23 protein-coding genes and 5 pseudogenes are annotated in these 25,427 nt (G+C 65.7%); 16 read left to right on the top strand and 12 right to left on the bottom strand.

The genetic code is table 11. The annotated features are described in order from the left end of the window. The 4 genes and pseudogenes from BLP73_RS04280 to BLP73_RS04265 form a co-directional block, all read right to left on the bottom strand. On the bottom strand, nt 1-1,020 hold the full coding sequence (locus BLP73_RS04280) for a hypothetical protein (RefSeq protein WP_175453230.1): 1,020 nt from the start codon (nt 1,018-1,020) through the stop codon (nt 1-3). A 22-nt stretch (nt 1,021-1,042) separates the two neighbouring features. Beyond that, nucleotides 1,043-1,873, bottom strand: a complete 831-nt coding sequence (locus tag BLP73_RS04275) for a viral aspartic protease (protein ID WP_139165886.1) — start codon at nt 1,871-1,873, stop codon at nt 1,043-1,045. 96 nt (nt 1,874-1,969) lie between these two features. Next, on the bottom strand, nt 1,970-3,043 hold the full coding sequence (locus tag BLP73_RS04270; protein WP_090740628.1) for a GGDEF domain-containing protein: 1,074 nt from the start codon (nt 3,041-3,043) through the stop codon (nt 1,970-1,972). A 334-nt stretch (nt 3,044-3,377) separates the two neighbouring features. Then, nucleotides 3,378-4,362, bottom strand: a pseudogene (locus BLP73_RS04265) (IS3 family transposase); the annotation flags it as partial. Nucleotides 4,363-4,434: 72 nt separating this feature from the next. On the opposite strand from BLP73_RS04265, the pseudogene BLP73_RS04260 reads away from it, so the two are divergent. Further along, a pseudogene (locus BLP73_RS04260) lies at nt 4,435-5,444 on the top strand (IS3 family transposase); the annotation flags it as partial. A 720-nt stretch (nt 5,445-6,164) separates the two neighbouring features. Next, nucleotides 6,165-6,502: pseudogene (locus BLP73_RS04255) on the top strand (transposase); the annotation flags it as partial. 242 nt (nt 6,503-6,744) lie between these two features. Here the strand turns inward: BLP73_RS04255 and BLP73_RS04250 are convergent. Then, a pseudogene (locus tag BLP73_RS04250) lies at nt 6,745-7,725 on the bottom strand (IS110 family RNA-guided transposase). Between the two features lie 4 nt (nt 7,726-7,729). Between BLP73_RS04250 and BLP73_RS19310 the strand changes: the two are divergent. Further along, nucleotides 7,730-7,918, top strand: a pseudogene (locus tag BLP73_RS19310) (IS6 family transposase); the annotation flags it as partial. 386 nt (nt 7,919-8,304) lie between these two features. Here BLP73_RS19310 and BLP73_RS04245 read toward each other — a convergent pair. Continuing rightward, nucleotides 8,305-8,721, bottom strand: a complete 417-nt coding sequence (locus BLP73_RS04245) for an SRPBCC domain-containing protein (RefSeq protein WP_090740626.1) — start codon at nt 8,719-8,721, stop codon at nt 8,305-8,307. A 17-nt stretch (nt 8,722-8,738) separates the two neighbouring features. Continuing rightward, nucleotides 8,739-9,215 (bottom strand): VOC family protein, encoded by a 477-nt coding sequence (locus tag BLP73_RS04240; RefSeq protein WP_090740624.1) that lies wholly within the window; start codon nt 9,213-9,215, stop codon nt 8,739-8,741. Between the two features lie 67 nt (nt 9,216-9,282). On the opposite strand from BLP73_RS04240, the gene BLP73_RS04235 reads away from it, so the two are divergent. Then, the gene (locus tag BLP73_RS04235) at nt 9,283-9,744 is read left to right on the top strand and encodes a MarR family winged helix-turn-helix transcriptional regulator (RefSeq protein ID WP_090740622.1); all 462 of its coding nucleotides are present in this window, start codon (nt 9,283-9,285) and stop codon (nt 9,742-9,744) included. A gap of 186 nt (nt 9,745-9,930) precedes the next feature. On the opposite strand, the gene BLP73_RS04230 is transcribed toward BLP73_RS04235, so the two are convergent. The 3 genes from BLP73_RS04230 to surE are packed head-to-tail and all read right to left on the bottom strand — an operon-like array spanning nt 9,931 to nt 12,559. Then, nucleotides 9,931-11,037 carry a M23 family metallopeptidase gene (locus BLP73_RS04230; protein WP_090740740.1) on the bottom strand — a complete coding sequence of 369 codons (1,107 nt, stop codon included), beginning with the start codon at nt 11,035-11,037 and terminating at the stop codon, nt 9,931-9,933. 47 nt (nt 11,038-11,084) lie between these two features. After that, nucleotides 11,085-11,744 carry a protein-L-isoaspartate(D-aspartate) O-methyltransferase gene (locus tag BLP73_RS04225; RefSeq protein WP_090740620.1) on the bottom strand — a complete coding sequence of 220 codons (660 nt, stop codon included), beginning with the start codon at nt 11,742-11,744 and terminating at the stop codon, nt 11,085-11,087. Beyond that, nucleotides 11,741-12,559 carry a 5'/3'-nucleotidase SurE gene (gene surE / locus BLP73_RS04220; RefSeq protein WP_090740618.1) on the bottom strand — a complete coding sequence of 273 codons (819 nt, stop codon included), beginning with the start codon at nt 12,557-12,559 and terminating at the stop codon, nt 11,741-11,743. The genes BLP73_RS04225 and surE overlap by 4 nt, the downstream gene beginning before the upstream one ends. Nucleotides 12,560-12,727: 168 nt before the next feature. Between surE and BLP73_RS04215 the strand changes: the two genes are divergently transcribed. The 3 genes from BLP73_RS04215 to BLP73_RS04205 all read left to right on the top strand — a co-directional run bounded on the left by BLP73_RS04215 (nt 12,728) and on the right by BLP73_RS04205 (nt 15,500). Then, nucleotides 12,728-13,645, top strand: coding sequence for a sulfite exporter TauE/SafE family protein (locus tag BLP73_RS04215; protein WP_090740615.1), 918 nt, complete (start codon nt 12,728-12,730; stop codon nt 13,643-13,645). Next, complete coding sequence (locus BLP73_RS04210; protein WP_090740613.1) at nt 13,645-14,571, top strand: TIGR02186 family protein; 927 nt, start codon at nt 13,645-13,647, stop codon at nt 14,569-14,571. Before BLP73_RS04215 ends, BLP73_RS04210 begins: the two co-directional genes overlap by 1 nt. Before the next feature lie 68 nt (nt 14,572-14,639). Further along, the gene (locus tag BLP73_RS04205) at nt 14,640-15,500 is read left to right on the top strand and encodes a D-amino-acid transaminase (protein WP_090740611.1); all 861 of its coding nucleotides are present in this window, start codon (nt 14,640-14,642) and stop codon (nt 15,498-15,500) included. Nucleotides 15,501-15,656: 156 nt separating this feature from the next. Here BLP73_RS04205 and BLP73_RS04200 read toward each other — a convergent pair whose 3' ends face one another. Beyond that, complete coding sequence (locus BLP73_RS04200) at nt 15,657-16,397, bottom strand: N-formylglutamate amidohydrolase (RefSeq protein ID WP_090740609.1); 741 nt, start codon at nt 16,395-16,397, stop codon at nt 15,657-15,659. Between the two features lie 118 nt (nt 16,398-16,515). On the opposite strand from BLP73_RS04200, the gene pyk reads away from it, so the two are divergent. The 9 genes from pyk (at nt 16,516) to BLP73_RS18935 (ending at nt 24,880) form a co-directional block, all read left to right on the top strand. Then, complete coding sequence (gene pyk / locus BLP73_RS04195) at nt 16,516-17,961, top strand: pyruvate kinase (RefSeq protein WP_090740607.1); 1,446 nt, start codon at nt 16,516-16,518, stop codon at nt 17,959-17,961. A gap of 30 nt (nt 17,962-17,991) precedes the next feature. Next, nucleotides 17,992-18,204 carry a hypothetical protein gene (locus BLP73_RS04190; protein WP_090740604.1) on the top strand — a complete coding sequence of 71 codons (213 nt, stop codon included), beginning with the start codon at nt 17,992-17,994 and terminating at the stop codon, nt 18,202-18,204. A 108-nt stretch (nt 18,205-18,312) separates the two neighbouring features. Further along, complete coding sequence (rpmI, locus tag BLP73_RS04185) at nt 18,313-18,513, top strand: 50S ribosomal protein L35 (RefSeq protein ID WP_090740601.1); 201 nt, start codon at nt 18,313-18,315, stop codon at nt 18,511-18,513. Nucleotides 18,514-18,528: 15 nt separating this feature from the next. Beyond that, nucleotides 18,529-18,888: a 50S ribosomal protein L20 gene (gene rplT, locus BLP73_RS04180; protein WP_090740599.1), complete on the top strand. Its 360-nt coding sequence runs from the start codon at nt 18,529-18,531 to the stop codon at nt 18,886-18,888. A 191-nt stretch (nt 18,889-19,079) separates the two neighbouring features. Next, nucleotides 19,080-20,165 carry a sensor histidine kinase gene (locus BLP73_RS04175; protein WP_217630633.1) on the top strand — a complete coding sequence of 362 codons (1,086 nt, stop codon included), beginning with the start codon at nt 19,080-19,082 and terminating at the stop codon, nt 20,163-20,165. 55 nt (nt 20,166-20,220) lie between these two features. After that, nucleotides 20,221-21,573 (top strand): cytochrome P450, encoded by a 1,353-nt coding sequence (locus tag BLP73_RS04170; protein WP_090740597.1) that lies wholly within the window; start codon nt 20,221-20,223, stop codon nt 21,571-21,573. Between the two features lie 61 nt (nt 21,574-21,634). Further along, nucleotides 21,635-23,041: an alanine/glycine:cation symporter family protein gene (locus BLP73_RS04165; RefSeq protein ID WP_090740736.1), complete on the top strand. Its 1,407-nt coding sequence runs from the start codon at nt 21,635-21,637 to the stop codon at nt 23,039-23,041. 76 nt (nt 23,042-23,117) lie between these two features. Further along, nucleotides 23,118-24,200: a phenylalanine--tRNA ligase subunit alpha gene (gene pheS, locus BLP73_RS04160; protein WP_090740595.1), complete on the top strand. Its 1,083-nt coding sequence runs from the start codon at nt 23,118-23,120 to the stop codon at nt 24,198-24,200. After that, nucleotides 24,197-24,880: a hypothetical protein gene (locus BLP73_RS18935; RefSeq protein WP_175453228.1), complete on the top strand. Its 684-nt coding sequence runs from the start codon at nt 24,197-24,199 to the stop codon at nt 24,878-24,880. The genes pheS and BLP73_RS18935 overlap by 4 nt, the downstream gene beginning before the upstream one ends. Nucleotides 24,881-24,889: 9 nt before the next feature. Here BLP73_RS18935 and BLP73_RS04155 read toward each other — a convergent pair whose 3' ends face one another. After that, nucleotides 24,890-25,189 (bottom strand): TM2 domain-containing protein, encoded by a 300-nt coding sequence (locus BLP73_RS04155; RefSeq protein WP_090740593.1) that lies wholly within the window; start codon nt 25,187-25,189, stop codon nt 24,890-24,892. Nucleotides 25,190-25,427: the final 238 nt, after the last annotated feature.

Below are 25,427 nucleotides of genomic sequence, written 5' to 3'. Positions count from 1 at the left end.
TCAGCGGAAGCTGTCAAATCGCAGATCTAGCGTCACCTGTCGGTAGTCTGCGATCGCTGCCGTCGAGCGACTGTCGACAAGCCCCAGACTAAGTTCAGCGCCGGTGCGTAGATCTACCGCCAAGGTCAGCTCGTAGACTTCGTCCCGGCGCGGCACGCCGAGGAACGCCCCCCCATCCAGCTCCTGCCTTGATAGGTCTAGGCTGAAGACTCGATCCAGCATCAGCCAGCTGACGCCACCTTCTAGCCGATAGCGCAGCGACGTAGTGCCGGAGACATCTTCCCCCAGCGTCAGCTCTGCCTGCGTGGCCACGCGTGTCCAAACCGAATTGACCGAAAATGCGACCCGATCTTGCTTGTCGGCTTCCCCGGAAACTCGCAGGACCCGCAAGCCGAGTTGGTGGGCCGAGGCGCTGGCGACAAGAACTTGCGTGGCTTCGAGGGAAACTTGCTCGGCATCCCCTTCGACCAGGTCACGCCAGTAGAACGCCTTCGTCCCGCAGATGTCCAGGAAGGACCATCCGGCGAGGTGGTTCTGCAGACAGATACCCAACCGGGTATCGGCTCGGCCAAGACGCACAGCTGGCGCATAGCCAAGTTCGACCCCACCGCGCAACTCGATAAGCTGTCCGTTGTTGAGGGCCAAACGCGTGCGGTAAAGCCCTTGCACACCGGCCACTGCACCGCTCACCGCACGCACCTCGGGTGCGGCTTCAAACACAAGCCCGCCCGCGACGAAGCGGTCCTGCACGACGCCGCCATTGATGTTGCCGTCCCACGCCAAGGTCGGGGCTAGGACCACGTCCGATGCGATCACTTCGGGTGGTCCCCCGTCGAAGTAGTATCCCTGCCGCTCCATGTCACGGCGCATCCGCGCAACGCCCGGAGCCGGAAGCGTGCCGTGCGAGAGCGCCGCCGCATGAACGCGCAAGCGCAGCCGTTCGGGAGCGGCGGCCTCGGCGAGGCGAAGCCTGTCGATGACATCGGCAGAAGACGTCATTGGCAGGATCAGCGCGGCCACAGCGATCAGTGGAAGCCGCCGGTCAGGGGCGCGCATTCGGATCGCGGCCCACGAAGGCGCCGTCGACCTTCACCGAGTGTCCTCCATCCGCTCCCCGCGCTGTGTACAGGCCCGACGCGGCCATCCCGTGCTGTCCGTCGCTATATGTCGGACTGCCGCCGACATTGCCCCGCAGATGCCCGGGGATCCGGTACGTCTCGGTCACGTCCGGGTTGCGCACGTGGATCGTCGCTCCGCCGCCAAAAGCTCCCGATACAACGTCGAAGGGCAGCCCGATTGCGCGCAGTCCTATCTCGACCTGCGAGCGGTCCGAAACTTCAGTGCGGATGTCGATGTCAGCAGTGCCTTTGTCGAAGTCCAGAACCAGGTTCTCCAGCCCTTGACTGTGGCGGCCCGACAACAAGGGGCCGTCGTCGATCGTAACCCACGCAAAGCTCTGGCCCTTGAAGAAGTACCGCCCGCGGGTGGCGCCGGGTGAACCATTGCGGCTGTTGTCGAAAGGTGCTTGGTCTGCCGTCAGCCGCAGCAGGCGCGTCGGAGCGCCGCTCGCTGTATCCACCTGCGCGATCACCTCGATTGTTACCTTGCCGCCGTAGTCCCGCTCAGCCAGCCGGATCAGGTTGCGATAGCCGGCGGGATCCGTGGGATCAGCATCCTCGAATGCAGCCAGCGTAGCGGCATCCTCTGCGCGAGAACGGTCCATCCGCACCCGATTGAAGCTGTTGTGCTGCGTCTTGTAAGTATCGAAGGGTCCAGAGGCAACCGGTCTTCCGCCTGGCGACACTTCGGTTGTTGGGGAATGGCCACCGCAGGCTGCCAGAACCGCAGATAAGATGAGAGTGAAGAAGCGCATGATAATGTGCATAGCTTAGTCCGAAAGGCAGCACCCGGTCAGATCATAGCTTGTGGCCACGAGAAGACAATGCCGCAGTTCTCCTTGTGCGTGTGCTTATGCAACCTGTAGGGAGGGGAAGAGCGTCACAAGATTTCTTCCGGCTCGCTTCGACCTGTACAGCGCCTCATCGGCATGCTTGTAGGCGTTCTGAAAGCTGAAGGCCCTGCCGCTGAGGCAGAAGCCTCCAACGCTTACGGTTGATACCTTTCTGTCCGCTGCTGAGCCATAGGGTATTTGTACGGCCGCGCGGAAGCGCTCGGCGATCTGGTGAGGGTTTGTAGCGTCGCGCAACTCAACGATGACGGCAAACTCCTCGCCGCCAATACGTGCAGCAAAATCCGTATCGCGAACGGTGTTTCGTATGGCTTTCGCGATATCTTGTAGAACATTGTCCCCGCCGTCGTGGCCAAGTTCGTCGTTGATCGCTTTGAAATGATCAACGTCAAGTAGCAGCAGCATAACATCTTGTGCGCCAGTTTCCTCAAGCTGCCGCGCGTGATCCTCAAAAGCACGGCGGTTCGGCAGGCCGGTCAACGCGTCTGTGGAAGCAGCGTGCGCTAGCTGCCGCTCGCGGCGCCCGCGATGTTGCTCGGCATGCAGCAGCTTGCCAAAGCTGAAGACAACAATCGTTGTCATCCCAGCAAAGAAGATGCCAATAAGGCTATGCGCAGCTGGCAAACTATGAAGCGCAATAAAAGTGGGGACGGCGCATGACAACGCCAGCATGATCCAAGCCCTATTGTCGCGGCTTTGGTGGTTCTTGAAGGCGTGCAGCCACAATCCCGCGAGTGCAGTGGTGATTAAAATTACAGCCGCACCCAAGGCTGCTCCCGAGCCGCCGATGGCGACGCGTGCGGCGACCGTCAGTGCTACCGCAATTGCCGCAGCCACAGGACCGCCAAAAGCTGTCGCCATGCCTACAAAAGCGCCTCTGGCGTCTGCAATCACACCCGGCTCGATCTCGAGCGGTTGAAGCATTGCGAGGATGCCGGCTGACCCAAAGCCCAGTCCTACAATACACCTCCGCACGATCTGGCGGGAGACTTGCGCCTGAGTGTAACTGTAAATCATCGTGCACGTGGTCATCAGGCCACAGGTGTAAGCAAGGACAAAAAAATACGGCTGCATGGGACTACCTACGGGAACCTATCGAAACCCTACAACCTTAGAGTTACATCCGGAAGCTGCCTAAATCGGTAGATTGAGTAACATCGATCGAGATGTGCGTTGGATGCTGAAGTTCTGAGAGACTTGCGACCACATCTGCACCAATAGTGTTGGCTCCAGTTTCTGATCGGCCTGCTGCTCTTCATCTGCTGGCAGTACATTAGGCTCGTTCACGCTACACCGGAAGTGGGGCAGTGATGGAAAACACAATCCGACCTCTGCTAATCTCTAGGCGTTAGACCCACTGAATGCATTCGCTTGACGCGAATCAAGCTCCGCAAGGAGTGACCTGCCCCTGCGCGTCCGCAAGGCTCATGAACCAGTGCGCGTTCAGGCATTCCGACCTGAGCTTGCTGTTGAACGCCTCGATGAAGCGATTGTCTGTTGGCTTGCCAGGACGTGAGAAGTCCAGGGTGACGTCGTTGGCATAAGCCCACAGGTCAAGATCGCGAGAGATAAATTCGCTGCCATTGTCGACCAGGATCGTCCGAGGATAGCCGACTTGGGCACAGACCCGTTCCAGGGTCCGGACCACATCCTCGCCGCGGTAGGTGAAGCGCAGTTCGGCGGCGGGGCAGAAACGCGAATGCGTGTCGACGATCGTCAGGATCCGCAATTTGTTGCCCAAGGCGAGTTGGACATGAACAAAGTCCATGGCCCAGACATCGTTCGGCCGTCCGCCTCCTGGCGATCATCGCGCAACTTCGCCCTGACCCGCCGCTTCGGGTGCTTGTTCCTGAGCTGCAGACCCAGCTCATTGTAAATCCTGCGCGTCTTCTTGACGTTCACATGCCAGCCCTCCCGTCGCAGCAACACGCGGACGCGACGATAACCATATCGCACGCGTGTCTCGCAGATCTCCTTGATCCGCCTTGCAACGGTTGCTTGGTCGGTGCGCCGGGACTTGTAGTGGAAGGTGGAGGTGTCAAACCGCAGGGCCCCACAAGCCTTGCGTATCGATGCGCCCCAATCGATGCACATCCCGTGAGCTAGTTCGAGCATCCGGCCAGGCTTCAGAGCTTTCGCCGGATCACGTCCTGCAGCATTTCCCGATCCAAAGTCAGGTCGGCGACGATCTTCTTCAGGCGGCCGTTCTCGTCCTCCAGCGCCTTCAGCCGACGCATCTCGACAGGCAGCAGGCCGCCGTATCGCTTCTTCCAGTTGAAGTAGGTCGCCTGACTGATCCCCGCCTTCCGGCAGACCTCGGCCACCGGCGTGCCTTCCTCGCCCTGCCTCAGGACAAATGCCTTCTGCGCTTCGGTGAACCGCGATGCTTTCATCGTCTTCAGCTCCTCTCCCAACCAGAGAATGTTAGCCGAAAACTCCACTTTGAAACGGTCCAGTTCGCAGGGGGCAGGTCACAGGCCACCTACTTCAACTGGAAGAAGCGATACGGCGGGCTGCTGCCCGACGAGATGCGCCGATTGAAGGCGCTCCAAGACGAGAACCGCCGGCTCAAGAAGATCGTCGCTGACCTGACGCTGGACAGGGAGATGTTGCAGGACGTCATCCGCCGAAAGCTTTCAGGCCTGCCCCGATACGGCAATTGGTCGATGGGATGTTGGTGGACTGGGGCGTGTCGATCCGCGGGGCATGTGGGGCCCTGCGCTTTGACCCGTCGAGCTAGCATTACAAATTCCGCCGAACCGGGCATGCCGTATTGGAGCTGAGGATCCGAGAGATCTGCGAAACGCGGGTGCGCTACGGCTATCGGCGCATCCATGTCTTGCTGCGACGGGAGGGGTGGCAGGTGAACGTCAAGAAGACGCGCCGGATTTACAATGAGGTGGGTCTGCAGCTCAGGAACAAGCACCCGAAGCGGCGGGTCAAGGCGAAGTTGCGCGATGATCGTCAGGAGGCTGTCGGTCCAAATGATGTCTGGACTATGGATTTTGTTCACGATCAGCTGGCCTTGGGTAACAAGCTACGCATTCTGACAATCGTCGATATCCATTCCCGCTTTTGCCCGGTTGCCGATCCCCGCTTCACCTACCGCGACGAAGATGTGGTCCAGACACTGGAATGGGTCTGTGCCCAGGTCGGCTGTCCCAGAACCATTCGGGTCGAAAACGGCAGCAAATTCATTTCCCGTGACCTCGATCTGTGGGCCTATGCCAATGACGTCACGCTGGACTTCTCACGACCCGGCAAGCCCACCGACAACAGCTTCATCGAGGCGTTCAACAGCAAGCTCCGCTCAGAGTGCCTGAACGCGCATTGGTTTATGAGCCTTGCAGATGCTCGGGAAAAGCTGGAGGATTGGCGTAGGCACTCTAACGAAGACCGGCCCCATAGTGCGATTGGATATACCGTCCCGATCGCCCTGCATTATCCCGGCGGCGCAGCCAGCCCGTCGCCATGACCAAGTCGGAAAACTCCAGAATCCGGCGGTCCAAGATTGGGGAGCAGCGCAGTGGCTCGAAAGCCATACTCCAGGGAGGACCACTTTTCAGGGGGCAGGCCAATTAGTCGTCAGATGTTGGCTTCCGGCACCTCCCAGTGTTGAGGGAGTGCATTTATAGTACGCGTGGTCACTTCTGTTTCTTCATCACGCCCTCGGATGATCTGGACGAGACGCTTTGAGCGTGATCTTGTGCGCGAATGGCAACGTGGACCCGCAGGCGCACTTTCGATCCTGATCTTGATGATTGGTTCGTCCTACGCGACGGCGTGATGGTCGGCCGTGTCAATCGTGACGTGCTGCATAGCCTACTGACGAAAAGCGAGCAGTGGCATTGGTCTGTCTTCACCGCTCCACAGCATGCTGGGTGGGCATGCTCATTACAGGGTGCGCTGAACATGATACGCAAGAACGTAACTTCCTGAGAGACGGAAAAGTCTGCCTGGCGGATGTAGCACAACGTGAGACGAAGGTTCCATTCAGCCGATGAAGCCGAATAGTGAATGTCCTCGCGTCGACATGTATAAGCGTACGCCGTGGTTGACCACATCGGCCCGGGCCGTATGAGCTTGACGGCGCGCTTAGACATTACTCAAGAACATTGACGCAACTGCCTGGTCTGACTCCTAAAAAGTGGTCCTCCCTGAAGTATGGCTTACGAGCTGGTTGGGGGATGCAACGATGCCCCAGAAGAGACCAAGCCGGAAGAGATCGTCGCGAAGCTTCGGCAGGTCGACGTGCTGGTATCGCGAGGCCAGTCGGTAGCCGAGGCGGTGCGATCAATCAGTGTGACGCACTTCACCTACTACCGATGGCGCAAGGAGTTCGGCGGGCTGAAGACCGACCAGGTGAAGCGGTTGAAGGAGCTCGAGAAGGATCGAGCCAGCGGTTCGCTATCGGTCCGAGAACCGCTGGCGAGGGAGCGGCTTCGGAAGGCCGTCTCCAACCTGACGCTTGAGAAGCTCATTCTTCGGGAGGCGGCATCGGGAAACTTCTTCTCTATTCGGAGGTCATGTGTCTACTCCACTTGCTGAGCCTGTGCGACGGTCAGAAGGTCAGGCCTGCGGAGCTCTTGCTTCTCTCCGAGGTCGGCTTTGTTGCCGCCTCATGATGGGATCAGAGGAAGTGGGCGGAGCCATCTGAGCCGCGCAATGTCAGTCGGACTGCTGCTTGAGTTTCCTCGGTCTCGCCCGCTCCCGTCGTCCCCGTAGAGATCTCCTCCGACGGAGGAGCTCGAGATTTCGATAAGGGGTCGGATTGATTAAATAGTTTCGGCAACGCTCCAGCGGAACTGCGTGCCGTCCCGCCACATACGATGGAGCACTATGGCCAGCGTCCGAGCGACAGCCACGATCGCCTTCTGGATGCCCCGGCGCCGCGTCACACCCATGCCCCAAGCCTTCAGGGATTTCCAGCGGCCGCGCGGGCTGGTCAGCAAAACGAGCGCTGCTTCATAAAAGGCAGCACGCATCATGGCATCGCCACATCGCGAGACCCGGCCTGTCCGGCTGACCTCGCCGGACTGGTAAAGCCGTGGCGTCAGGCCGTAGTGGGCACCCACGTTCTTTAATCGGCTGAAGCGAGTCGGATTGTCGACGCAGGCGCGGTAGCTGAGCGCGACCACCGGGCCCACGCCGAGCGCTGCCATCAGGCGGCGACATATGGGATCAACACGAACGGTGTCGAGGAGCAGCTTGTGAAGTCTGGCAAGCTGCGTCCGCAGCGCTTCGAGGGCCAGTGGCAGCGGAATGACAACGGCTGCAATCGCGGAATGGTCATCGACGAGCTCGCGCACCCGCGCGTCGAAGCTTGCCGCGCCCAAGGCGCCGACTTTCAAGAAAAAGGTGCGCAACTGCCCGCGCAGATCGTTATCTATGTCGTAGGCCTTGCGCTGCAACAGCTTGCGCGAGGTCAGCAGCAGTCTGCGCTGCTGGTTGGCCGGGGTCTTCACATAGACCGGCTTGAACAGGACCGCGCGCATCATCTGCGCAATGCCCAGTGCATCGTTGAGGTCGGTTTTTTTGATCCGGGCCGACAGGGCGGAGTGCATGTGACGGGTCTCTACAAGGATCGCCGGGAGACCATCATCGACCAGCCCCGCGTATAGCCAGGACGAGAGGGGCCCGGCCTCTAGGCCGACCCTCCCAAAGGCAAGGTCGAGGTCGAGCAGGTGCTCTCAGACAACGACAGGGTCGCTTTCGACAGAGGCACGATGAACGACTTTGCGCTGCTGGTCGACGATTTAGATGCCGTTCCTGCGACGAGAACGGGCCATGCTCCGCTTCCGGCGGATGAAGACGCTTCAGCTCTTTGCCGCCGTCCACTCCTCGGTCTCAGATCACTTCAACCAGGATCGCAGCTTCTCTCGACATCAGCACTTTGAAGTCAACCGAGCCGCAGCTCTTGCCAAGTGGCGCCAGCTCGGCGCTGCCTGAGAGCTGACGCGACCGCAAACACTGAGACGAGTTTGCATATGTCTGACAGCACAGCCAAATCATTTCTTTGAATGAACGTCATGTGCCTAACTGGCGCCTGTCGCTTCTAATGAGAGCGGTCCAGCAGGCCATAAAACCGGCTCATTCTAGGCACCACGCGGGCAAGGGCATCCCGCTGCACCTAGTCGGGGTTGCCCAAAGCAGACGCTGGAAGCTTGCACGAAATCTCTAGCCGCCGGTTAGGCCGCACGTATTTGGATCATGTGAAACCAGAGGACGATCTGATAAAGCCTAATTCGAGACAGCTTGCCTGCGCATTTGCGATCTCCGCAACGTAGAGAGACAATCTTGCCGATGCATTCTCCTGAACCTTCCCTTCGCAGGCATCAGCGCGAACGGTTCACATAGGCGGCGTAGCTGTCGAGGATTGCCTGCCAACCAGCACGTTGCTTCTCGACCGGGTTGCTGCTTTCCGGCTCGAAAACAGTCGTCACGCGGGTGCCGGTGCCTTCTGTCACAAATGTCGTGCTGGTCCGGCGACCGTCATCGAGGCGCAGCGTTAGCGCGTCGGGCGCCTGCACCTCCTCATATGTGCCGCCGAAGTCGAAGCCGAACGCGCCATCGCGCGACTCCATCCGGGCGACATGCCGACCTTCAGGGCGAAGATCAACGGTGGCAGACGGGCAGTGCCAGTCAGGAGACGCCTTGTTCCATGCCATGATCGCTTCGGGCGAGGTATAGGCGGCCCAGGCCTCGTCAGGCGTTGCGTTCACGATAGCAGTGATGGTGATGCGCTCGGTCATCGTGCGTGTCCTCTTCCTTACCCGCGACGGGCAGCGTCGATCGCGGCGACGTCGATCTTCTGCATGGTCATCATTGCAGCGAAGGCACGTCTTCCCTCGTCGCCACCCGCCGCCAAGGCTTCGGTCAGCGTTCGCGGCGTGATCTGCCAGTTGACGCCCCATCGGTCCTTGCACCAGCCGCATGCGCTTTCCCGGCCGCCATTGCCCACGATCGCGTTCCAGTAACGGTCGGTTTCCTCCTGCGTGTCCGTCGCGATCTGGAACGAGAACGCCTCAGACTGGGGGAAGATGGGTCCGCCATTCACGCCGATGCAGGGGATACCGCAAACGGTGAAACGGACCACCAGCACATCCCCCTCCTTGGTGCCAGGGTTGTCCATCGGGGCGCGGTGGACGGCCTCGACCTCGCTGTCGGGAAAGACCGAGGCGTAGAAGCGCGCTGCCGTTTCGGCCTCGGTGTCGTACCAGATGCAGATCGTGTTCTTGGGGATCATCGATGCCTCCCACACCGGACCACGCGCAAGGCTTGTCGCCACGCTGCTACTTTGATACCAAAATAAAATGTCGAAAACAACTCCCGACCTGCTGCCATCCGAGACGGTCTTGCACATCCGTGACACCTGCCTCTGCCTTGCGGTGCAGCGGGCTGCACGCAGGCTGTCCCGAAGGTTCGATCTCGCCTTGCGGCCCTTCGGGCTGACCAACGGCCAGCTCTCGTTGATGATGGCGTTGAATCGGTCCGAGCCGCCAGCAATCGGTCGGCTGGCGCCGTTTCTCGGCATGGATCCATCCACTCTGACTGCCGCAGTCAAGCCGCTCTCCCGTCGCGGACTGCTGGTGGTCGAGCCTGACCCGGATGACGGCAGGTCGCGCCTTCTGCGCATCACCCCAGAGGGCGTGAGCCTGCTTCGAGAGGCCGCAGAAGCCTGGCGCGAGGCTCATGCCGAGCTCGACTCGGCCCTGCCGGCTGGTTTGCCCGCCGAGTTGCGCGACGGGCTGGCGCTGCTGGCAGACCTTCCTTAGATCAACGCCTCGCCCCAGGGCGGACGCCCATGTGAAGTGCAGCAAGCCCGAAGGGTCAGCGACGCAGGACGGAGCTGCCCCTTGGCAGCGGGCAATGCTGCGGTTCCGGCGCCTCCGTCCATCCTCATGTCAGCGATTGCTTCGCCACCGAACGCGACCGCTCCAGCCAAGGCCGAGGTGCATAGGTCAGTTGAGGAAGGTCTCGGGATCGAGGCTTTCGAAGCCGCGGCGCACCTCGAAATGGACGAAGCCGTTGTTTCCGGCCGCGCCGATCCTGTCGCCCGTGCCGATCGTGTCGCCCTTCGAGACCGCGACGTCGCCGAGGCCGGCATAGACGGTCATCAGGTCGCCCTCGTGCCGCACGACGACGATGGGCACCCCCGCGGTGTCGCGGGTGACGGCGGCGACGGTGCCGGCGCCGGCCGCCGCGACCGTGCTGCCGGTCGGCGCGGCGATGTCGATGCCGTCGTTGCGGCCCTTCTCGTAGACGCGGATGATCGAGCCCTGCACCGGCATCCGGAACCGGCCGCTGCCCGAGGCGGCGGTGCGGGTCGTCCCGAGATCGGCGACGGGCGCCTCGGGCGCAGGCGACGCGGCCGGGCGGGTGGTCTCATCCGGCAGGGGCGCCGCGGCCGAGGGGGGCAGGGGCGTCGCGCTGCCCTGTCCGGGCGCGCTAGTCGTGGCTGCGGCCACGCGCGCCGCCGCGGCAGGAACGATCAGGCGCTGGCCCACGCGCAGGCCCATGTCGGCGGGCAGGCCGTTCCAGGACGCTAGGTCCTGGACGGAGATGTTGTAGCGCCGCGCCACGGACCAGGCGGTCTCGCCCGCCGTGACCACATGCTCGCGCGGATTGGCGGGGGCGGGGCGCGGCGCGGCCCCAGCCCCGGCCGCTGCCGGGCTTGCGGCGGCGAAGGGGTCGCGCAGGGCAGGTGCGGACGTCGTGGCAGCAGCGCCAGCCACCCGCTGCGGCAGGACGAGGACCGCCCCTGCCGTCAGCGCGGCGTCGGCGGGCAGCGCGTTGTGGCGGGCGAGCGCGTCGCCGGAGAGGCCGAGCCGTGCGGCGACCGCGGCCGGGGTGTCGCCGGACCGCGCCAGCACCACCTGGCTGCCCGGGAAGCTGATCACCCCGCGCTCGTCCGGCTGCGGCCGGGCCGGGGCCTCGGCCGCAGCCTCGGCCGTGCCGAGGTTCCCCGGCAGCCAGCCGCGCAGGTCCGGATCGAAGCCCCGCGCCCCGCAGGAGGCCAGCAGTGCGGCCGCTGCCAGCCCTGCGGCCAGACGTCGTGTCGATCCCATGTCCCTGCCCTCAGCCCGTCCGAACATCGCCATCACCCGGCCCGAGGTCATGTCTGGCCAAGCCCCTCGACCAGCGGCACGAACCTCACCTGTCGCAGCTCGTCATAGTCGAAGCCGCTCTCGGAGCGGGTCACGCGGATCAGCGTCTGGACCGCGTCCGACTGCCCGACCGGGACGACCATGATACCGCCGATCTTCAGCTGCGCAAGCAGCGGCCCCGGCGGGTCCTCGGCCGCGGCGGTCACGAGGATGCGGTCGAAAGGCGCCTGGTCCGGCAGCCCGCGCGAGCCGTCTGCGACCTGGGCGGTGATGTTGTAAAGACCCAGCTCGCGGAAGATCGCCTCGGCCTCCTGCACCAGGCGGCGGTGGCGGTCCACCGTGTAGACGCGCCGGCAGAGGCCCGACAGCACCGCCGCCTGGTAGCCCGAGCCGGTCCCGATCTCCAGCACCGTGTCGCGCGGCCCGATGCCGAGCGCCTGCGTCATCAGGCCCACGACCGAGGGCTGGCTGATCGTCTGCCCGCAGGGGATCGGCAGCGGCGTGTCCTCGTAGGCGCGGTCGGCGAACTGGCCGCGCACGAAGAGGCCGCGGTCGATCCGCTCCATGGCTTCCAGCACCCGCGGGTCGGTGACCCCGCGCGAGCGCAGCTGGAAGAGAAAGCGCATCTTGCGCTCGGCCGGGTTGTCCTCCGGGCCGGCCTCGGTCATGGCGTGCCCGCTTCGGCCGGGGCGGGCGCGTCCAGCGCCGCGGCCAGCCGCGCCAGCGAGGCGTGGCAGGTCAGGTCCGCCCGCATCGGCGTCACCGAGATGAAGCCGTCCATGTTCACCGCCACGTCGCTGCCCTCGGCCGCCGGGGCCTGCTGCGAGCCGCCCGCGATCCAGATGAAGCGCCGCCCGTTGGGGGCGACATAGGGCTCGACCCCGAAGCGGCTGCCCCGGCGCTGGCCCTGGGGCGCGACGCGCAGGCCCCGCACATCGGCGGCCGGCACCGGCGGGAAGTTCACGTTGTAGAAGAGCCGGAAGTCCTGGTCCGAGCGCCAGTCGCCGTGATCCAGAAGCCGCCGCACCACGCTGGCGCCGTGCTGCCGCGCGGTCTCGAACGGATCGGCCAGACCCGCCGTCCGCGGGCCTAGATATTGCGACAGCGCGATGGCCGGCAGGCCCTGCAGGGCGGCTTCCATCGCCCCGCCGATCGTGCCCGAATACATGGCGTTCTCGCCGGCATTGTTGCCGCGGTTCACGCCCGACAGCACCAGATCGGGCGGCGTTGTCGCCAGAAGATCGCCCACCGCGGCAAGGACGCAGTCGGCGGGGCTGCCCTCGGCCGCGTAGCGCCGCTCGGCGAGGCGGGCGATCATCGTCGGATGGGCGTAGCTGATGCAGTGCCCGACGCCCGACTGCTCGAAGGCGGGGGCGACGGTCCAGACCTCGCCGCCGGGGCCGGCCAGTTCGGTCGCGATCTCGTGCAGGACCTCGAGGCCGGGGGCGTTGATGCCGTCGTCATTCGTGATGAGGATGCGCATCGCTGCCCCTTGCTTGCTGGCCGCCGACGCGCGCCGGCAGGCGTGTTGCAATCTGCTTACCGGCGGGGCGCATTTGCTTCAAGGCGCGATCACGGCAGCGAAAGCGGTTTGACCTTGCCTGTCGCGGCGTTGCATCCTTTTCCTGGGCAAGACAACCGGCGCGGCAGCATGCAGATCTACCTCCCCATCGCCGAGGCGTCGGTCAACGCCTTCGTCCTGATCGGCCTTGGCGGCGTGGTCGGGCTGATGAGCGGTCTCTTCGGCGTGGGGGGCGGCTTCCTGATCACGCCGCTGCTGTTCTTCATCGGCATCCCGCCCGCCATCGCCGTGGCGACGGGCGCGAACCAGGTCGTCGCCTCGTCGGTCTCGGGCGTGCTGGCGCACATGAAGCGCCGGACCGTGGATTTCCGAATGGGGGGCGTCCTTCTGGCGGGCGGCCTCGTCGGCTCGGCGCTGGGGGTTCTGGTCTTCAACATCCTGCAGGGCCTCGGCCAGGTCGAGCTGGTCGTGCAGCTCTGCTACGTGGTCTTCCTGGGACTGATCGGCACGATGATGCTGCAGGAGAGCCTGCGCACGATCTACCGCTCGCGCAACCCGGCCGCGCCGCGGCGGCGCCTGCACCAGCACATGTGGGTGCACCGCCTGCCGCTGAAACTGAAGTTCCGCGCCTCGGGCCTTTACATCAGCGTCATCCCGCCGCTGCTGGTCGGGGTGGCGGTGGGGGTGCTGGCGGCCATCATGGGGGTCGGCGGCGGCTTCATCATGGTGCCCGCGATGATCTACCTTCTGGGGATGCCGACCAAGGTCGTCGTCGGCACCTCGCTCTTCCAGATCACCTTCGTGACCGCCTTCACCACGCTGATGCACGCGATCAGCTACAACACGGTGGACCTGATGCTGGCCGTGCTGCTGATCATCGGGGGCGTGGTCGGCGCGCAGGTCGGCACGACGCTCGGGGCGCGGCTGCGGGCCGAGCAGCTGCGCATCCTCCTGGCGCTTCTGGTGCTGAGCGTCTGCGGCAAGCTGGCGCTGGACCTCTTCCTGCCGCCGGACGAGCTTTACTCCATCGCGGCGAGAACGGGTTGATGCGGCCGCTCGCCCTCGCCCTGGCGCTTGCCCTCGCCGTCCTCGTCCCGCTGACCGCCACGGCGCAGGAGGCCGGGCCCGAAGCTCCCGGCGAGGCGCCGCAGCCGCTCGCGCCCGAAACCGGCCCGGCCGCGCCACCCGCACCGGGCGCGGACTTCCCGCTCTATCCCTTCCCGGGCGAGCGCCGGCCGCCGGCCCCGGTCAACGGCGCGGCGCCGACCGAGCAGGTGGTCGCGGGCCTCTCGCGCGACGCGGTGGCGATCACGGCGACCTTCGACGGCTCCGAGATCCTGATCTACGGCGCGGTCCGGCGCGAGTCGCCCATTCCCGCCGATCCCCTCGACATCATCGTGACCATCGAGGCGCCCTCGCAGCCCCTGACCGTCTGGCGCAAGGAGCGGCGCTTGGGCATCTGGGTCAATGCCGAGCGGGTCGAGGTCGGCGCCGCGCCCAGCTTCTACGCCGTCGCCACGACCCGGCCGCTGGACGAGATCCTCGCGCCGGACTGGGACAGCCGCTTCCGCATCTCGCTGCCGCAGGCGCTGCGCGCCTTCGCCGGCGCGCATGAGGTGGACGACACGCTGCCCTTCACCGAGGCGCTGATCCGCCTGCGCGAGGAGGCCGGGCGCTACCGCCTGGACGAGGGGGGCGTCGTCCTGGCCGAGGACACGCTCTTTCGCGCCGACATCCGCCTGCCGGCGACGCTGGTCGAGGGCGCCTACAAGGCCCGCATCTTCCTTCTGCGCGGCGGGCAGGTTGTCGACGTCCACCAGGCGCCGATCGACGTGCACAAGGTTGGGCTCGAGCGCTGGCTCTACCGCCTCGCCTTCGACCAGCCGCTGCTCTACGGGCTGATGTCGCTGGCGGTGGCGGCGCTTGCCGGCTGGGGCGCCTCGGCCGCCTTCCGCAGGCTGAGCCAGGGATGAGCCGGTTCTTGACGCGGACGGGCTTTGGGCGCAGGACCATGCCCGGATAATTGGCGAGGAGGCCCTGGATGACCCGGACGGTATATGTGAACGGCGCGTATCTGCCCGAGGCCGAGGCCAGCATCTCGGTCTTCGACCGCGGCTTCCTAATGGCGGACGGCGTCTACGAGGTCGTCAGCGTCCTTGGCGGCAAGCTGCTGGACTACGAGGGCCACATGGTCCGCCTGCAACGCTCGCTCTCCGAGCTTGCCATCCAGGACCCGCTGGCGGATGCGGATTACCTCGCCGCCTTCCGCGAGCTGGTGGCGCGCAACGAGGTGACGGACGGGCTCGTCTACCTGCAGGTCACGCGGGGCAATCCGGGCGACCGGGACTTCGCCTATCCCCCGGCAGACACGGTCCCGACCGTGGTGATGTTCACGCAAAGCAAGCCCGGACTTGCCGACGCGCCCGCCGCGAAGGTCGGCTGGTCGGTGGTCAGCATCCCCGACCTGCGCTGGGGACGGCGCGACATCAAGACTGTGCAGCTTCTCTACCCATCGATGGCGAAGATGGAGGCCAAGGCGCGCGGCGCCGACGACGCCTGGATGGTGGAGGAGGGCCGCGTGACCGAGGGCACCTCGAACAACGCCTACATCGTCAAGGACGGCCGCATCGTCACGCGCGAGCTGAGCCACGACATCCTGCACGGCATCACCCGCGCCGCCGTCCTGCGCTTCGCCGCCGAGGCGCAGATGGCCGTCGAGGAACGCGCCTTCACCATTGCCGAGGCGCAGGACGCGGACGAGGCCTTCGTCACCTCCGCCTCGGCCTTCGTGATGCCGGTGGTGCGGATCGACGGCACCTCGATCGGCTCCGGCACCCCCGGCCCCGTCGCCGCACGCCTGCGCGAGATCTACCTGGAAGAGAGCCTGAAGACCGCCGTCTGAATTGCGTCCCGCCCCTGCGGGGGTCCAGCCCCCCGCGCACCCCGGAATATTTCGGCACAGAAGATAGGGCCAACCGCTTCATCTTCTGTGCGCAAGTATCCCGGGGGGCATCGCGCGAAAGCGCGATGGGGGGCTGGCCCCCCTGCGCCTTCGCCGTCAGAGGCGCGCGTCCTCCAGAACCCGCGAGATCACCGGCGCGAGGCGTGCGGCCCAGGCCTCCTGACCCTCGGGCGCGGCGATCAGGTCGTTTCTCACCTCGATCAGCAGGTTCGGCCGGCCATGGGCCAGCGCGTGGCGGTCGATGCTGTCGCCGTCGAGATGGCCGTCATAGGGCTGGTTCTCGCCGGTGATCCAGCCCTCGTCCCGGCAGGCGGCGACCATCGCCGGGCCGAGCCGGGCGTCCTTGTGCGAGTAGAGGATGCCGACCTGCCAGGGCCGCGGCGGGCGGCCGCGCAGCTGCGGGGTGAAGCTGTGGATGGCGCAGATGCAGCGCGCCTCGTGGCGGCCGGCCAGCCCGGCCAGCGCCCGGTGATAGGGGCGGTGCAGCCGGTCCAGCCGGCGCGCGCGCTCGGCCGCGTCTGCGGCCTTGTTCGCCGGGATCACCGTGCCGTCATAGAGGCGCATCAGCAGCGTCGGGTCGTCCTCGCCCCGGTTCGGGTCGATCACCAGCCGCGAGAAGTCCGAGAAGACCGCCGGCGCCGCCATCAGCCGCGCCAGCGCCGAGGCGAGCCCGGCCGCGCCCACGTCATAGGCGATGTGCCGCGCCATGTCGGCCGCCGCGATGCCGAGCGTGCCGCCGCCGACCCAGTCCGGCACGCGGTTCGTCGCGTGATCGCAGGTGACCAGCCAGCGCGAGGGGCGGTCCTCGCCCTCGGTCCAGAAGGCGCGGTCTGTCATGGCGATGTCATCCTTCATGGCGACGTTCCTACAACGGGGCGGGGCCAGACGCCAGTTGCCGGCCGGGGGCAATTCGGCCTAGATAGCGCTAAACCGCGTGCGACGAGAGGGCAGGATGATGAGACGACACCGCAACGTGAAGATCGTGGCGACGCTTGGCCCCGCCTCGTCCGAGAAGCACATGATCCGGGCGCTGTTCGAGGCGGGGGCCGACGTCTTCCGCCTGAACATGAGCCATGGCAGCCATGACGACCACCGCGCCCGCTACGACGCGATCCGTGAGATCGAGGTCGAGACGGGCCGCCCCATCGCCATCCTCGCCGACCTCCAGGGCCCCAAGCTGCGCGTCGGCGCCTTTGCCGCGGGCCCCGTGGACCTGGCCGAGGGCGCGCCCTTCCGCTTCGATCTGGACCCCGCGCCGGGCGACGCGACCCGCGTGCAGCTGCCCCATCCCGAGATCTTCGCGGCCCTGATCGAGGGCAGCAACTTGCTGGTCAACGACGGCAAGATCCGCCTTCGGGTCGAGAAATGCGGCCCCGACTTCGCCGAATGCGTGGTCACGGTCTCGGGCACGATCAGCGACCGCAAGGGCGTGAACGTGCCTGACGTGGTGCTGCCGCTGGCCGCGCTGTCGAAGAAGGACCGCGCCGATCTGGAATTCGCTTGCGAGCTGGGCGTCGACTGGCTGGCCCTGTCCTTCGTGCAGCGCGCCGAGGACGTGGAGGAGGCCAAGGTCCTCGCCCGCGGCCGCGCGGCGGTCCTGTCGAAGATCGAGAAGCCGGCCGCCGTGCGCGCCTTCGACGACATCCTGAAGGTCTCGGACGGGATCATGGTCGCCCGCGGCGATCTGGGAGTGGAGCTGCCCGTCCACTCGGTCCCGCCGATCCAGAAGCGCCTCGTCCGCCTCTGCCGCAGCGCCGCCAAGCCGGTGATCGTCGCCACGCAGATGCTGGAGAGCATGATCGAGAGCCCGATGCCGACCCGCGCCGAGGTCAGCGACGTGGCGAACGCCATCTACGAGGGCGCGGATGCCGTCATGCTGTCGGCTGAAAGCGCCGCCGGCAGCTTCCCGATCGAGGCGGTGAAGACGATGGACGCCGTCGCCCGCTCGGTCGAGGCGGACCCGAACTACCGCTCGATCATCGAGGCGGCGCGCAAGGCGTCCCTGTCCTCGGTGCCGGACGCCATCGTGACGGCGGCGCGCGAGATCGCCGAGACGACCGATGTCGCCGCAATCTGCGCCTTCACCCAATCGGGCACGACGGTGAACCTTGTCGCGCGCGAGCGGCCGCGCGTGCCGATCCTGGCGCTGTCCCCGGAAGAAAGCGTGCTGCGCCGCATGTGCCTGACCTGGGGAACCCATTGCGTCATCACGCCCCGCCTCTCGCGCTTCAAAGAGGCGGTGGTGAACGCCACCCGCGCCGCGCGCAAGTTCGGTTTTGCCGACGAATCGCGCAAGATCGTGGTGATGGCGGGCGTGCCCTTCAACGTCGCGGGGACCACGAACATCCTCAGGATCGCGCCCTGCGATGACCGCTTGATCTTCGCCACCGACCCGGAATAACGGTGGCGTTCCTGATCGAGGGTTGAGGCGATGACCGATCTTCTGCTGCTGGCCGGCGTGCTGCTGTGCCTTCTGTCCCTGCCGCTGGCCGTGGTCCAGCTGCTGCGGCTCCAGCCGCCGCGGGCGGCCGTGCTGGCCTTCGTGCTGGGTATCCTTCTGGTCTTCGCCAGCGCCTGGCTGAACCCGGACCCGTTCCGCGTCCAGGACATTCCCGCCGCCTTCGGCCGGGTCATCGGCAACTGAGCCTTGCCATTCCGCGGCCGCGCCCGTATACGGCGCGCCTGCTACCCCGTGCGGCCGGCCCCTGTGGCATTGCCGAGTCGCGCGTTCACTCTGACCAAGGAGATGAAAATGCCGAAGATGAAGACCAAATCCGCTGCCAAGAAGCGGTTCTCGTTCACGGCCACGGGCAAGGTGAAATCCGCCCAGGCCGGCAAGCGCCACGGCATGATCAAGCGCACCACGAAGTTCATTCGCGACGCGCGCGGCACCACGGTCCTTTCGGACGCGGATGCCAAGATCGTCAAGAAATACATGCCCTACAACCGCTGATCCGAGGACTGAACAATGGCACGAGTTAAATCCGGCAAGGTTACCCACGCCCGCCACAAGAAGGTCCTTGAGCAAGCCAAGGGCTATTACGGCGCCCGCTCGCGGAACTTCCGCACCGCCACCCAGGCCGTGGACAAGGCGAACCAGTACGCCACCCGCGACCGCAAGAACCGCAAGCGCAACTTCCGCGCTCTGTGGATCCAGCGCATCAACGCCGCCGTCCGCTTGGTCGACGCCGAGATGACCTATTCGCGTTTCATCAACCTGCTTGCGAAAGCCGGGATCGAGGTCGACCGCAAGGTCCTGGCCGACCTGGCCGTGAACGAGCCCGAAGCCTTCGGTGCGATCGTCCAGCAGGCGAAGGCCGCCGCCTGAGCCGAGGCGCGCGTCCGGCATTCGTGAAGGCCCGTCTCCGGACGGGCCTTTTCTTCTTGAGAAATGCGTCGCCGCAACCATTTTCGTCGCAACCATTTGCGCTGCATCAGGTTGCGATTTTGCGGTCGCGCATTCGTTGCTCCTGCCGACCTTGCGGTCGAAGATGATCCTGCTGGTTGCGGAGAGACTGAGTGAACACGCTGTGGCCCGGGCTGGATCTGCCGAAGGTGGTGGAGTTCTCATGGGAGACAAGCCGGATGGCCCGCGCCATCGCGGCGCATGACTGGGCGGCGACGCCGCTCGGTCCCATCGACGGCTGGCCCGTCTCGCTGGTCTCGGCCGTCAAGGGCATGCTCTACCAGCCGCACCCCTCCAGCATGTTCTGGGGCCCGGACCTCACCATGCTCTACAACGACGCCTACGCGCCGATCCTTGGCGCCAAGGAGGAGGGCGCGCTCGGCCGCCCCCTGGCCCTCGTCTGGTCCGACGTGTGGGAGGACGTGAAGCCCTTGGTGCGCCGCACCCTGTCGGGCGAGGGCACGCTCAGCCACGAGATGCGGCTGATCATGCGCCGCAACGGCTATGACGAAGAGACCTTCTTCACCTTCACCTACAGCCCGCTTTTCGACGATCTCGGGCGCGTCGCGGGCTTCGTGAACCTGACCATGGACGTGACCGAGCATGTCGAGTCGCGCCGCGCCCAGCAGGTGATGCAGGCCGAGCTTCTGCACCGCATCCGCAACATCCTGACCGTCACCTCGACCGTGGTGTCGGCCACGCTGCGGAATGCCAGCTCGCTTCCCGAGGCGCGCGACCGGGTGGCGGCGCGGATCATGGCGCTGTCCAAGGCGCAGGGGCTGATGACCGAACTGGGCGACCGGGCCGAGATCGGCGATGTCGCGCGCCAGTCGATCAGCGCCCATATCGACGACTGGAGCCGGGTGGACCTGTCCGGCCCCCAGCTGGCGCTCAGCTCGCAGCAGGCCGTCGGCCTCTCGCTCGCGCTCTACGAGCTGGCGACGAATGCGGCCAAGTACGGCGCCCTCAGCCAGAGCGGCGGGCGCATCTCGATCAACTGGCAGCACGACCTGTCGGGGCGCTTCCGCTTTGCCTGGGCCGAGAGCGGCGGGCCGCAGGTCGCGCCCACGGCGCGGCGCAGCGGCTTCGGCTCGCAGCTGACCAATCTGATCGTGCCCGCCTATTTCGAGGGGCACGGCGCCACCCGCTACGCGCCCGAGGGGCTGCAATACCGGCTGGAGGGGCAGCTGGCCGGCTGAGCCTGCTGCCCGATGCCGCGTTGCGGGGCAGGGACGGGCCTCCTAGGTAGGACCCATGAGCAACCCGACCCTGCCTGAACCGGTCAAGGTGCCGCTGGCCGTCCGCCCTTTGGGCGTCATCGGCACCGCCCTCACCGCGCGCCGCAACCTCCTGGAGCTGATCCCGGCCATCGCCACCCGCCAGCCCATCGTGTCGGGCCAGACGGGCCTGCGCTGGCACATGGTCATGGACCCCGAGAGCCTGCGCCGCATCCTCAAGGAAAAGGTCGAGGACTATCCCAAGTCCACCACCACCAAGCTGATCCTCGAGCCGGCCATCGGCGACAGCATGTTCGTGGCCGAGGGCGCCAACTGGCGCTGGCAGCGCCGCGCCGCCGCCCCCGCCTTCGCCCATCGCAACATCGAGAATCTCGGCCCGGTGATGACCGCCGCCGCCGAGGCCTCGCGCCGCCGCCTGTCCGCCGCGACCGGCCCCGTGGACGTCTTCGAGGAGACGGTTGCCGCGACCTTCGAGGTGATCTCGGACGTCACCTTCTCGGGCGGGGGGATGTTCGACCGCGACGCCGTCCATGCCTCGATCAACGCCTATATCGCGCAGACCGCCAAGGTCTCGCTGCTGGACGTGCTGGGCCTGCCGGCCTGGCTGCCGCGCCCCGGCCGGCTTCTCGCGGGGCCGGGGCTCAAGCGCATGAAGGCGCTGGCCGACGGTGCCATCGAGGCGCGGGCGAAGGCGGCCGCCAAGGACGGCCCGCCGGACCTTCTGGACCTGCTGCTCGATGCGCAGGACCCCGAGACCGGCCGCGCCATGAACCGCGACGAGCTGCGCGACAACCTGCTGACCTTCATCGTCGCGGGCCACGAGACGACCGCGCTGACGTTGGCCTGGGCGCTCTATCTCTGCGCCCATGACCCCGTCGTGCAAGAGGACGCCGCCGCCGAGGCGCAGGCCGTCCTCGGCGACCGCGCCGCCACGGCGGAGGACCTCGGCGCGCTGCCCCTGACCATGCGGATCGTGAACGAGGCGCTGCGCCTCTACCCGCCGGCCGCCTTCCTGTCGCGCACCTCGCGCATCCACGACCGCATCTGCGGGCGCGAGGTGCGGCCCGGCGACACGGTGATGCTGCCGGTCTACGCGCTGCACCGCCACCACGACCTCTGGGACCGCCCCGACGCCTTCGACCCGAGCCGCTTCGAGACGACCCCCGACCGCTACGCCTTCCTGCCCTTCGGCGCCGGCCCCCGCATCTGCATCGGCGCCAGCTTCGCCCTGCAGGAGGCGGTGATCATCCTCGTGACCCTTCTTGCCGCGCACCGCTTCCAGCCCATCCCGGGCCGCGCGCCGGTCCCGCGCATGATCCTGACCCTGCGCCCCGACGGCGGCGTCTGGCTGCGCGTCACCCCCCGCTGAGGCTTGCGGCGGCTCACGAGGCTGTTACAGACTGCACAAAATGCAGCCAGCGGAGACGGCCATGACCGCCATCATCGGATTTCTGAACGACATCTTCTGGGGCTATGTCCTGATCTACGGCCTCCTTGCGGTCGGCATCTACTTCACGCTCCGCCTCGGCCTCCTGCAATTCCTGCATTTCGGCGAGATGTGGCGCTGCGTGCGCGGCTCGGGCGCGACGGACCGCGACGGGATCTCGCCCTTCCAGGCGCTGAGCGTCTCGCTGGCCAGCCGCGTCGGCACCGGCAACATCGCGGGCGTTGCGGTGGCCCTCACCCTCGGCGGGCCTGGCGCGATCTTCTGGATGTGGATGGTCGCCCTCGTCGGCATGGCGACGGCCTACGCCGAATCCACCCTCGCGCAGCTCTACAAGGTCCACGGCGCGGACGGCATGTATCGCGGCGGCCCGGCCTTCTACATCTCGCGCGGGCTGGGCCTGCCCTGGCTCGCCGGCCTTTTCGCCGTCGCGCTGATCATCAGCTTCGGCCTCGTCTTCAACGCCGTTCAGGCCAACTCCATCGCCCAAGCCGTCGAGGGCGCCTTCGGCATCGACGCTGTCCTCGTCGGCGGCGGCGTCGCGGTCCTGTCGGGCGTCATCATCTTCGGCGGCATCCCGCAGATCGCCCGTACCGCGCAACTGGTCGTGCCGGTCATGGCCGGCCTCTACCTGCTGGCCGCCGTCATCGTCCTCGTCATGCACCTGCCGCAGGTCCCCGGCATCCTCCTCGGCATCGTCCGCAGCGCCTTCGGCCTGCAAGAGGCCGTGGGCGGCGTCGCCGGCGGCGTCATGGCAGCGATGATGAACGGCATCCGCCGCGGCCTCTTCTCCAATGAGGCCGGCATGGGCTCGGCCCCCAACATCGCCGCCGTCGCCATCCCGAACCCGCACCACCCGGCCTCGCAAGGCTTCGTGCAGGCCCTCGGCGTCTTCATCGACACGATCCTCGTCTGCACCGCGACCGCCGTGATGATCCTGCTGGCCAACGTCATCCCCTCGGACGAGCTGACCGGGGTGAACCTGACGCAGGCCGCCCTCAGCGACCATTTCGGCCCCTTCGGCCAGATCTTCATCGCGGTGGCGATCTTCTTCTTCGCCTTCACCTCGATCATCGGCAAATACTCCTATGCCGAGAACTCGATCGTCTTCCTCGGCGCCGGCAAGCCCGGCATCATGATCCTGCGCCTTGCCGCGCTGGCGATGGTGGTCTGGGGCTCGCTGCAGGCCGTCACCACGGTCTTCGACTTCGCCGATGCCAGCATGGGCCTGATGGCCACGATCAACCTGATCGCCATCGTGCTGCTGTCGGGCACTGTCGCCAAGGTGACGCGCGACTATCTCAGCCAGCGCCGGGCAGGGATCGAGCCGCAATTCCACATCGCCAAGCATCCCGGCATCGCGCCGGGCGTGAACCGCGACATCTGGAAGTAAAACCGGGCAGGGCGCGCGGTCTTTTCCCGCGCGCCCGCCCATGCTAGGCGGGGCGCAACTTCGCATGAGGCCCGCCATGGACGACCTTTCCCCCCTGCGCCAGCAATGGCTTGACCGCATCAGCGCCGCCGCCGACCCCGCCGCCATCGAAGAGGTGCGCCTCGCGGCCCTCGGCAAGAAGGGCGAGATCAGCCTGAAGATGCGCGAGCTGGGCCGCATGTCCCCCGAGGAACGCCAGACCACCGGCAAGGCCCTGAACCAGATCCGGGACGAGCTGGACGCGGCCCTCCGCGCCCGCAAGCTGGCCCTCGAGGACGCCGCCCTCGACGCCCGCCTCAAGGACGAATGGCTCGACGTCACGCTGCCCGGCCGCCCGCGCCGCCAAGGCACGATCCACCCCATCAGCCAGGTCACCGACGAGGTCACCGCCATCTTCGCCGACATGGGCTTCGCCGTTGCCGAAGGCCCGCAGGTCGAGAGCGACTGGTACAACTTCGACGCCCTCAACATCGCGCCCGAGCATCCCGCCCGGCAAGAGCATGACACCTTCTTCATGCACCGCGCGCCGGGCGACGACCGCCCGCCGCATGTCCTGCGCACCCATACCTCGCCCGTCCAGATCCGCGCGATGCAGCAGCACGGCGCCCCCCTCCGCGTGATCGCGCCGGGCCGCGTCTACCGCATGGACATGGACCAGACGCACACGCCGATGTTCCACCAGATCGAGGGCGTGGCCATCGACCGCGACATCTCGATGGCCCAGCTGAAATGGACGCTGGAAGAATTCTGCCGCGCCTTCTTCGAGGTGGACGAGGTCGAACTCCGCTTCCGCGCCTCGCACTTCCCCTTCACCGAGCCCTCGGCCGAGGTCGACATCCGCTGCTCGTGGGAGGGCGGCCAGCTGAAGATCGGCGAAGGCAACTCCTGGCTGGAAATCCTCGGCTCGGGCATGATGCACCCCCACGTCCTGCGCGCGGGCGGGATTGACCCCGATCAATGGCAAGGCTTCGCCTTCGGCATGGGCATCGACCGCATCGCGATGCTGAAATACGGCATCCCGGACCTCCGCGCGTTCTTCGAGAGCGATTTGCGGTGGTTGAGGCATTACGGCTTTGCAGCGGGGGATGTGCCGAGCGTAGCAGCGGGGTTGAGCAGATGATTGCTCTTTTTACATTTGTCGTTCTTTTTCTTGTCTATCAGTCCATCAAGTCGTCGCGGAGACAGGCAATCGGTTTGGTGAGAAAGCGTTGGCTCCCCTTCACCCTATTGCCTCACGTCTACCGCGGCCGAAGGATCGAAGAACTGGATATCTCGCATAAGGATCTAAATTATCTCCGCGTCCGGATGAACGCATATGCCTCGTTACAAGGCTACTCGCTAAGGCCTGGGAATGGCACGTTATCACTAGGAGCCTACCAAGTTCTACTGGGAACCCTCAAGAAAATCGAATCAAAAGCCAACTCTCTTGCCGCGGTCGTAGTCTTTTTGGCCGTAGCAGCGGTTACACTCGCCAGCGCTGATGAGTTTAGTGACTACTCTAAAGAGTTTTATACAGGCTGTGTCGCGTTTTTCGTCTTCTTAGTCGCCGGGTTGGTTGGCGGATTCCACCATATTGACCAACTTGCCACTTCGGGTCTGATCACAAGAAATAAGCCTGCATCTCACCTCGAAACGCAAATGGAGAAGGACCTGATTGTCGACCTGCTGCGGAAGGAAGCTGATTACGACGCCGTTGCTTGGTCACTAGTACTGCCCATCGTCGGGATTATAGTTGCAGTACTCTACGTGCCGCTAGCGACAGCTGATTGGGCGTCCCTATTCAAAATGCTAGGCTGCTGAGACACTGCCTCACCGCATCCGCCGCCGAATATCCGCCTTGTCCGCCTCGATCATCCCCGGAATGAGGAACAGGTCGATCACGCACCACAAGGCGACGAAGCCGACCAGCGGCCAGCCGATCAGCACCGGCGTCAAGAGCCAGCCGACGCCCCACAGCGCCAGCATCAGAAGCCCGCTCATCCAGCGGCCCAGATACATGCGGTGGACGCCGAAGCCCCAGAGGAAGATCAGCAGCAGGTAAGCCACCAGCGGCGACTTGGCGTCATTCGCCACACGCTGCTCGATCAGAAGTTCCCGCTGCGTGTCCATGTCCCGTCTCCGTTTCCCGACCCGGCCCCATCGCCGGCCCTTCAGGAGATAGGAACCCCGCAGCCCCGCGCAAGGGTTCCACCCCGCGCCGCCCCCGCCGCTTCTTCGTTGCACAAATACCCAAAATGCAACGGCAACGCCCGCAAGCGGTGTACAGGTTGTGCACATCCGGTGCCGCCCCGGTGCACGCCCGGTGCGGCCCAAACCCGAGCAAATGCAGGCCGAAACGCAGCCGCCC

Source organism: Paracoccus tibetensis, assembly GCF_900102505.1.
GTDB classification, from domain to species: Bacteria; Pseudomonadota; Alphaproteobacteria; order Rhodobacterales; family Rhodobacteraceae; genus Paracoccus; species Paracoccus tibetensis.
Note: the sequence above shows the minus strand (reverse complement) of the source record. Positions and strands in the feature narration are given on the sequence as shown.